A 7,996-nucleotide genomic window follows, 5' to 3' on the forward strand; every position below is an offset into this window, starting at 1 on the left:
AGAAGGAATCCGTTCATTATCGGGTTCCTTTTGATGTTTTTTATAGTTTCAAAGCCACTTAGACCCTTAGTACCGTAGCACCTTCAAAAACAAATCCCTAAATTTGCAACCTAAATTATTCGCTATGTCCATGCTACGTTTAAAATTGCCAACAGACCCAAGATGGGTGAACATTGTTGAAACCAATATTGAAGAAATACTGACAGACCATGCCTGGTGCGAACAAAAGGCAGCCTCTAATGCAATTACAATTATTACAATCAATTCGGAATATCCGGATTTGGTAACGGATATGCTGGCCCTGGCTAAAGAAGAAATTGAGCATTTTGAAATGGTTCATGAAATCATCAAGAAACGTGGATTAAAGCTGGGTCGTGAACGTAAAGATGAATATGTTGGAGAGCTGGCGCAATATATGAAACGCAGTAATACCGGAAGCCGTGTTTCCGGATTTGTTGAAAGAATGCTTTTTTCGGCCATGATTGAAGCCCGAAGCTGCGAGCGTTTTAAAGTGCTTTCGGAAAATATCAATGACGAGGAACTTTCAAAATTTTACCGCGACCTGATGGAAAGCGAAGCCGGACATTATACTACATTTATTTCCTATGCCCGAAAGTATGGACAGGGAATTGATGTAGAAAAACGTTGGAAGGAATGGCTTGAATTTGAAGCGACCGTCATCGCAAAATATGGCAAGAAAGAAACCATACACGGATAATTACTCTTTGATAATCAATTCGTGTTTTTGCAATAAACCCTTAAGGCCGGCTAATGAAAAGCTGGCTTTTTTGATTTTGTTCTTTTCCGGGTCAATAGAAAAATTATAGCTTGTCGTGAAATCAGCCTTGATAGCTGTTGTGTTGGAAAAAACAGTCTTATGCAGGTTGCAATGGTCAAACAAAACGTTGGTTAAATCAGTATTCATAAAATCAAGCGCTATCATACTGCAATTGCTAAACGTTGTGCCCTTCATGGTCAGGTCATAGAATTTGCAGAAATCCAGGATACAGTCTTTGAAATGGATTTCAAAAATCAACCTGTCGCACATCGAAAAATTGACATCCAATACCTGACAATCGATAAAATTCACTCCCCTGAAAGCGACATGATTGATTCGGGCACCACTAAAATCACAGTTGGTAAAAGTACAATCCGTAAAAGTGACCCCGATAAAATTACAGCGTGTAAAATCGCAATTGGAAAAATGGCAAACCTCAAATTCTTTCAGGTTGAAAGCATCTTCTGTATAAACTTCATTGGCGTAATTCTGGTCGTGAATATAATCGGTCATAAATCTTTGGATGAACTGCAAAGCTATTTCAATTTCAAATGCAACCAAAAATTATCATCAATACTTGTCAACAATCCGATAGGAGCAGGCTTTCATTTTAACTAAAAATTAATACCGTGCTCAAACCATCACATTTGATTAAATAGTAATTTTATCATCTATGGAAACTAATAAAAGAAAAGGCTTCTTATTCAAAAAATACGAAGCTCCAGATTTGTCTCCTTTTGATAAACTCTTCGAAATTTTCAAAGAACTAATAACGCACACTTCAGGCGATTTTGACGAAGCAATAGATTGGCTTCGTGAACTGGACAAGGAATATAAACTGACAGATTCAAGCTATACTATTGATGACTTTATCGAAGACCTTAAGAAAAAAGGATACATACGGGAAGAAATAAAAGATGACGGTTCTGGCGGTCTGGCCATTACGTCAAAAACAGAACGAGCCATACGCCAGCAGGCACTCGAACAGATTTTTGGAAATCTGAAACGAAGCGGTTCAGGAAACCACAAAACAAAATATTCAGGAAGCGGAGACGAGCATACCGGAGAATTCAGGGAATTTCATTTTGGAGACAGCCTCGAACGAATTTCTTTGACGGAAAGCCTGAAAAATGCCCAGGTCAATAATGGTATCGAAAGTTTTAAACTGACGGAAGATGATTTGGTGGTGGAAGATGCCCAATTCAAGGCACAGATGAGTACCGTGTTGATGATTGACATCAGCCACAGTATGATTTTGTATGGAGAAGACCGTATCACGCCGGCCAAAAAAGTTGCGATGGCTCTGGCAGAACTGATTACTACCCGATATCCGAAAGACACGCTCGATATATTGGTGTTTGGAAATGATGCCTGGCCAATTGCTATAAAAGATTTGCCTTATCTTAAAGTAGGTCCATACCATACCAATACGGTGGCAGGATTAGAGCTGGCAATGGATTTGTTGCGCAGAAAACGAAATACCAACAAGCAGATTTTTATGATAACGGATGGTAAGCCAAGCTGCATACGCGAACGGGACGGTTCGTATTATATGAACAGTTATGGGCTCGATGATTATATTGTTGATAAATGTTATGCCATGGCACAGCAGGCCAGAAAACTGCATATTCCAATCACGACTTTTATGATTGCCAATGACCCGTATTTGCAGCAATTTGTCAATTATTTTACAGAAGCCAATCAAGGAAAGGCGTTCTATACAGGATTGAAAGGTTTGGGCGAAATGATTTTTGAAGATTATGAAACCAACAGGAAAAAGAGAATAAAATAACAGACGAAGTAAAAGAATCCCTAATAAAAAGAGTAAGAATAAAAATGAAAGCAGAAACTATAAAAACCCTGGGAGAACTAAAAAAATCAGGATACCAATCCCAAAGCATAAAAGACGAATTGCGTAACAATCTTCGGGAAAAAATCAGCAAAGGAGAAACCGTTTTTCAAGGCGTACATGGTTATGAAGATTCCGTTATACCGGAATTGGAAAGAGCCATACTTTCACGCCATAATATTAATCTGTTAGGACTACGCGGCCAGGCCAAAACCCGTCTGGCACGACTGATGGTCAATTTATTGGATGAATGGATGCCGATTGTAGCCGGTTCCGAAATCAATGACGACCCGTTACAGCCTATTTCAAGATATGCCAAAGACCTTATTACAGAGCAGGGAGATAACACACCCATAGAATGGATACACAGGAGCGAACGCTTTTTTGAAAAGCTGGCCACACCAGATGTAACCGTAGCCGACCTTATAGGAGATGTAGACCCGATTAAAGCGGCTAACCTGAAACTATCTTATGCGGATGACCGGGTTATCCATTTTGGGATGATACCGAGAGCCAACCGCTGTATTTTTGTTATCAATGAATTGCCGGATTTACAGGCAAGAATTCAGGTAGCACTTTTCAACATATTGCAGGAAGGAGACATACAGATACGCGGATTTAAAGTACGTTTGGCTTTGGATATGCAATTTATATTTACTGCTAACCCTGAAGATTATACCAACAGAGGAAGCATAGTTACGCCGCTAAAAGACAGGATTGGTTCGCAGATATTGACGCATTATCCGGAAAGTATCGAAATTGCAAGAACAATTACAGAACAGGAATCCAATCTTGACAGCCGCCAAAGCAATTTGGTGCATGTGCCTTCACTGGCAAAAGATTTGCTGGAACAGATTAGCTTTGAAGCCCGTGAAAGTGAGTATGTTGATGCCAAGAGTGGCGTAAGTGCCCGATTGAGCATTACGGCTTTTGAAAACTTATTGAGTACAGCAGAACGCAGGGCTTTAAAAACAGGCGCTGAAAAAACCACGCTGAGGCTTTCTGATTTTATGGGAATTATTCCTGCCATTACAGGAAAAGTAGAATTGGTTTATGAAGGCGAACAGGAAGGAGCAGGAGCAGTAGCCCAACATTTGATTGGCGATGCCATCAAGACTTTCTTTTCGCTGTATTTTCCCAAAATAGAAAAGCTCGAAAAACAGGAAGAAAAAAGCCCTTATAAAGATACAATTGATTGGTTTTTCAATGAAAGCGGCTTTGAACTTTTGGATGATGCGACTGATGCCGAATACAAGCAACAGCTCGATTCTATTATCCCGCTTAGGGCATTGATAGCCAAATATCAGCCAGATGTAGCACCCGAAGACATTTACTTTATGAAAGAGTTTGTGCTTTGGGGTCTGGTCGAGTACAATAAGCTTAGCAAAGACAGAATTGTCAAAGGCTACCAGTTTAACGACCTTTACGGAAGTTATATCCGGAAATTATAAAAAAATGCCTCTCATTTGAGAGGCATTTTTTGCATACAGCTTAGGGGAAAAGAGCTGTCACTGTTAATCTAGCAACCCCGGAACCAGAAAAGTCTTGTGCCTGTTTTTATTAAACAGACGGAGATAGAAATAACCTGTTCCGGCAATTCCCATCATGAGTCCTGGCGTATATTGCCCGGTGTTAAGCCCTGTTGGCCATGGAATCCGGTTTTTCTGGTATTTTTGGATACCGGCAGTTCCCACAGCTTCTGCTAATTGATGGTATTCAATGCCGCCGCAATCGAGCAATATTTCCGCATTGCCTGCAATTCCGTGACATAAAGAGTAATTTGTGGTATTTAGATTATCCGTAAGCGCATGATAAATGCTTGAAGCAGTCGTTTTTAAAGCAACATTCATTTCCTGTACAAAAACAGCATCGGCTTTTGCCTGATTGGCTTTTAGTCTTGACAAAGCAATACCCGGAGCTCCGTGGCACCAGGCTAATCCACATACTTTTGCAGCCGTAGTAGAAACTCCGTCCCTGAAATCAGGCCAGTTTTGCTGTGAGATATCAAAAGATTGTCTTTCATAATTAAAACCGCCTTCGGCTCCTTTTAGAAAAATTTCCTCTCCGGTAATTTCATGCAATTGCAGTAAGGCCAGGGCAACCCCGGATGAACCATGAGAAAATCCTGTTAGGTTTTTAGGAGAAGGAACCGTAGCCCACGACCATACAGTTTCATTTTTCACCGCCCTGTCACATAACAGATGGCCAAGTGTAATGGCTTTATCTAAAAGTTCCTGTTTTTGAAAAACTTTATAAGCGTCAATTAGCATGGGAATCGTTCCGGCCGCGCCACTTATAACATCGACCTCATGTGACTGCAATGATGAGGGAACGATACTGTCAAGCAGGCTGAGTCCGTATTCAATCCAATCTTCCCGATCCAGTTCTTTCCCAATATGAATTAGCGCAGAGGCAATGCCGGGCTTTCCGGCATAAAAACCAAGTTCTGGTACAGTATCGATAGTGTTTTGTATTTGTACAATACTTCCTTCTATCGTTTTGAGCAGGATTGGGTCTTTTCTTTCAGCATATAATGCCGTTAGAAAAAGTGCAATTCCTGAAGTTCCGGAATACAAATCGGCTCCAAAAGTTCTCATAATAGGCTGGTAGACACCATCCACAAATTCAACGGAATACCCTTGCCAATTACAGGAATTTCCATGCCAGATGCTGTTTTTCATCAATTGACAGCCAATTTCCCATGCCGTTTCCAGAAAGATGTTTTTAGATATAGTTTCCATGATTGTTTTTTAATTGAATGCTTTTTTTGTTCCTTTATTTAAAAAGGTAGTCTCGGGATGGATTCCTTTTTGCTGAAAAGCTGTCGCGATTTCCTGAAGCAATGTGCCTGCATCGGGGTTTTTAGGTACCGAGTTTGCAAGTACAGAGGCAACAATAGCCATGCGGTTCATCCCGAAACTTTCCTGTGAAGATGGATTTTCCGCCATGCCCATACCTTTTTGGTAGCGGTAGCTAAAAAGAGGTACATCTTCTTCCAGAAATTCTTTTATATCTTCATACAGTTCCGGAAGCAATTGGCCAAGTAAGTGTTGTAGTGTGTCTTCAATATACAAGACAGCGGCATCGCGCCTGAAATAAAGCTGTGGATGGTTAAGGCATTTGAAAAGGAATGGAATATTGTAGCGGTTGAGCTTTTTGGTAATACTGTCAATCAGCACAGGTGCGCCTTCACTTGTAATGTTCCAATACACCCGAACCAGATTTTTTGAAAAATCGAGATTTTGATTTCCAAAAACATAATAAAAGGTGGGTTGCCGGTGTTGGTCTTCTTTCGGGAAAAATACGGCTACGTTTTGCCCGCCTGTTTCTTTTAATGCATTTAATGGAACAATATGGCTTTCTGCCTGCCTTACAACTTCTACATAACCGCCAGGATAATTGGTTTTGACCTGCCAGCCCTGTTCAATCCGGTCTTTGCTATGGTTGTTTTGGGAAAGCAATCTCATAAAATTAACATCATTCTCAATGGAGTAATTTGGCTTATGAAGCAAATCAGACTGGTAGGATTCTTTAAGGGCATAACATTCAGAATACAGAATTCTGGTAAGCGATTCCTGTAAAGTATCCGGAGTGACAGCATATTGTTTGCCCCTAAACACAATATGCGAAGATGTAATCTCCAATTGATTGATGAGCCGGGTTAGTTCTTTTATGATGGCGGAATCTTTAAACATATTGGTAGAGTTTAATGTCGAATAATTCTTCTAAAGCAGCCAGAGGATTTTCCATGATGTTGAAGGCAAGCTGGATACAACGCATATTGTTGGCTTCAATTTTAGTATTGAAAGTGATTCCTTCAATACTGGTCTGTAGGATTCTGGCAGCAGTAAATTGCATCAACCGTGTAAAAAAAGCCGGGTGGTCTGACTCCGAAATTGTCTTTTCTTCTATATATTGGTAGATAAAGGCCTGTGCCGATGGCTGCATATTTTTAAGGTCATAAAACTTCATATGTTCTGGCAGTTTGTTGCTGAAAGGGTTATTGTTGTCAAATCCCAGTAGCCACGTTGCTACATAAGACTGCAGGAGTCCGGCTACATCCCACATCGGGTCACCAATATCGGCCAACTCCCAATCAATGAGTCTCTGGCTGATTCCGTTTTCGTTTTCAATAGCCAGAAAATTAATCCATTTGATATCGCCATGAATCAGATGAGTATATTGCCACGTAGCACCCAATTGTGACAAAGCATTTAGCAATAGCGGATTATCCTTAATCAGTTGAATGGCAGTGGCACTGGCTTCGTTATTTGCAAAAAAAGCATCGGCAGTATGACGGTCAAGCTGCAACACCCATGGCAGTAATTTTGGAAATAGGGAGGTATCTGTTTCAGCTTTAGGTCGGATATGGCATAAAGCCAATATAGAGGCTTGCTCGCGGGCAAGATGTAAGTCAAAATTTTTAGTGAGCATATAATATTCAGTCAGGTTTTTTGCGTTGTGCAACAGTTCAAAAACCATCACATTGTTTTCATCATCATGGTCTAACAGACGTGAAGTAACAGGAGCAACAGCAGAAAATGTCTGGCTGTTTTTGAATAAATCATAAGCGTTTATTTCCCGTAAAAAAAGGCTTTTGGACACGGCATCGTTTCCTGTCTGTTTTACAAAAAGGGAATTATGTGGTTCTACAATTACCTTTAGTATCGTGTTTCGGGTTTTTACCGGATGTACCATAAAATGCCCTCTTACTACGGCTTCCTCATCAATAAGCTGCCTTTTGTGCAGGTAGTGGTACACGTTTTCTGGAATTAGCTGCATAGGAGTTTTTTTAGGATTTATAAGAATAAGCCGCAAGATTTATTCTCACGGCTTATGAAGAAATACAGTATTCTTAACAGATAAATGGTATTCCGGTACAGGAAATTGTTGGTATACAAGATATTGTTGGAATACAACTAACGGTTGGAATACATTGGTCTACCGGTAGTGTTGGCGCTGCCGCTGCTTTTAGTCCATCATTACCGCCCTGGTTGGTTAAATGACATGCCACCGGATTTGTGAAACAAACACTCATATGTGTTGGAGGACACATGATTGGCATAGTAGGTAAAGGACGGCATATAACCGGATTAGTTGCAAAACAGGATTGCGGCAATGTAGGCAAACACTGTGGAGTAACGATAGTTGGGATATTCTCGGTAGCCGGTGTGCCAACAAGTCCTTCCTGAGCTTTACAGATTGGTGATATCCCGGTAACACATGAAGTTACGGTTGGAACGCATTGAACGGTAGGAATTGGAAAACACTGAGTTACCGGAATCGTTGGGAATCCGGCCCCAGACTTAGCTTCCTGCTGTGCAGCACAAATAGGAGATATTCCTGTTATGCATGAAGTTACAGTTGGA

8 protein-coding genes are annotated in these 7,996 nt (G+C 40.7%); 3 read left to right on the forward strand and 5 right to left on the reverse strand.

Features of this window, described 5'->3' with window-relative positions:
* Positions 1-130 precede the first annotated feature (130 nt).
* Positions 131-718, forward strand: a complete 588-nt coding sequence (locus ASG38_RS01220) for a tRNA-(ms[2]io[6]A)-hydroxylase (protein ID WP_056065968.1) — start codon at positions 131-133, stop codon at positions 716-718.
* Here the strand turns inward: ASG38_RS01220 and ASG38_RS01225 are convergent, their stop codons facing one another.
* The gene (locus ASG38_RS01225) at positions 719-1,291 is read right to left on the reverse strand and encodes a pentapeptide repeat-containing protein (protein ID WP_056065971.1); all 573 of its coding nucleotides are present in this window, start codon (positions 1,289-1,291) and stop codon (positions 719-721) included.
* Between the two features lie 160 nt (positions 1,292-1,451).
* On the opposite strand from ASG38_RS01225, the gene ASG38_RS01230 reads away from it, so the two are divergent.
* Both ASG38_RS01230 and ASG38_RS01235 read left to right on the forward strand, forming a co-directional pair.
* Positions 1,452-2,570, forward strand: coding sequence for a VWA domain-containing protein (locus tag ASG38_RS01230; RefSeq protein WP_056065973.1), 1,119 nt, complete (start codon positions 1,452-1,454; stop codon positions 2,568-2,570).
* Between the two features lie 44 nt (positions 2,571-2,614).
* The gene (locus tag ASG38_RS01235) at positions 2,615-4,078 is read left to right on the forward strand and encodes an AAA family ATPase (RefSeq protein WP_056065975.1); all 1,464 of its coding nucleotides are present in this window, start codon (positions 2,615-2,617) and stop codon (positions 4,076-4,078) included.
* Between the two features lie 63 nt (positions 4,079-4,141).
* Here ASG38_RS01235 and ASG38_RS01240 read toward each other — a convergent pair whose 3' ends face one another.
* The 4 genes from ASG38_RS01240 to ASG38_RS17875 all read right to left on the reverse strand — a co-directional run.
* The gene (locus ASG38_RS01240) at positions 4,142-5,368 is read right to left on the reverse strand and encodes a lanthionine synthetase LanC family protein (protein WP_056065977.1); all 1,227 of its coding nucleotides are present in this window, start codon (positions 5,366-5,368) and stop codon (positions 4,142-4,144) included.
* Between the two features lie 9 nt (positions 5,369-5,377).
* Complete coding sequence (locus tag ASG38_RS01245) at positions 5,378-6,322, reverse strand: T3SS effector HopA1 family protein (RefSeq protein ID WP_056065981.1); 945 nt, start codon at positions 6,320-6,322, stop codon at positions 5,378-5,380.
* Positions 6,315-7,409, reverse strand: a complete 1,095-nt coding sequence (locus tag ASG38_RS01250) for a phosphotransferase (protein WP_056065985.1) — start codon at positions 7,407-7,409, stop codon at positions 6,315-6,317. The genes ASG38_RS01245 and ASG38_RS01250 overlap by 8 nt, the downstream gene beginning before the upstream one ends.
* Positions 7,410-7,482: 73 nt before the next feature.
* On the reverse strand, positions 7,483-7,996 hold a 514-nt coding region (locus ASG38_RS17875), incomplete at its 5' end, for a hypothetical protein (RefSeq protein ID WP_162239633.1).

Origin of the sequence: Flavobacterium sp. Leaf359 (assembly GCF_001423985.1) — a bacterium.
In the GTDB taxonomy this organism is placed as follows: Bacteria; Bacteroidota; Bacteroidia; order Flavobacteriales; family Flavobacteriaceae; genus Flavobacterium; species Flavobacterium lindanitolerans.

Coding starts and splice junctions, on each gene's coding strand:
- ASG38_RS01220 (WP_056065968.1), top strand. CDS start 131: ATGCTACGTTTAAAATTGCCAACAGACCCAAGATGGGTGAACATTGTT.
- ASG38_RS01225 (WP_056065971.1), bottom strand. CDS start 1,291: ATGACCGATTATATTCACGACCAGAATTACGCCAATGAAGTTTATACA.
- ASG38_RS01230 (WP_056065973.1), top strand. CDS start 1,452: ATGGAAACTAATAAAAGAAAAGGCTTCTTATTCAAAAAATACGAAGCT.
- ASG38_RS01235 (WP_056065975.1), top strand. CDS start 2,615: ATGAAAGCAGAAACTATAAAAACCCTGGGAGAACTAAAAAAATCAGGA.
- ASG38_RS01240 (WP_056065977.1), bottom strand. CDS start 5,368: ATGGAAACTATATCTAAAAACATCTTTCTGGAAACGGCATGGGAAATT.
- ASG38_RS01245 (WP_056065981.1), bottom strand. CDS start 6,322: ATGTTTAAAGATTCCGCCATCATAAAAGAACTAACCCGGCTCATCAAT.
- ASG38_RS01250 (WP_056065985.1), bottom strand. CDS start 7,409: ATGCAGCTAATTCCAGAAAACGTGTACCACTACCTGCACAAAAGGCAG.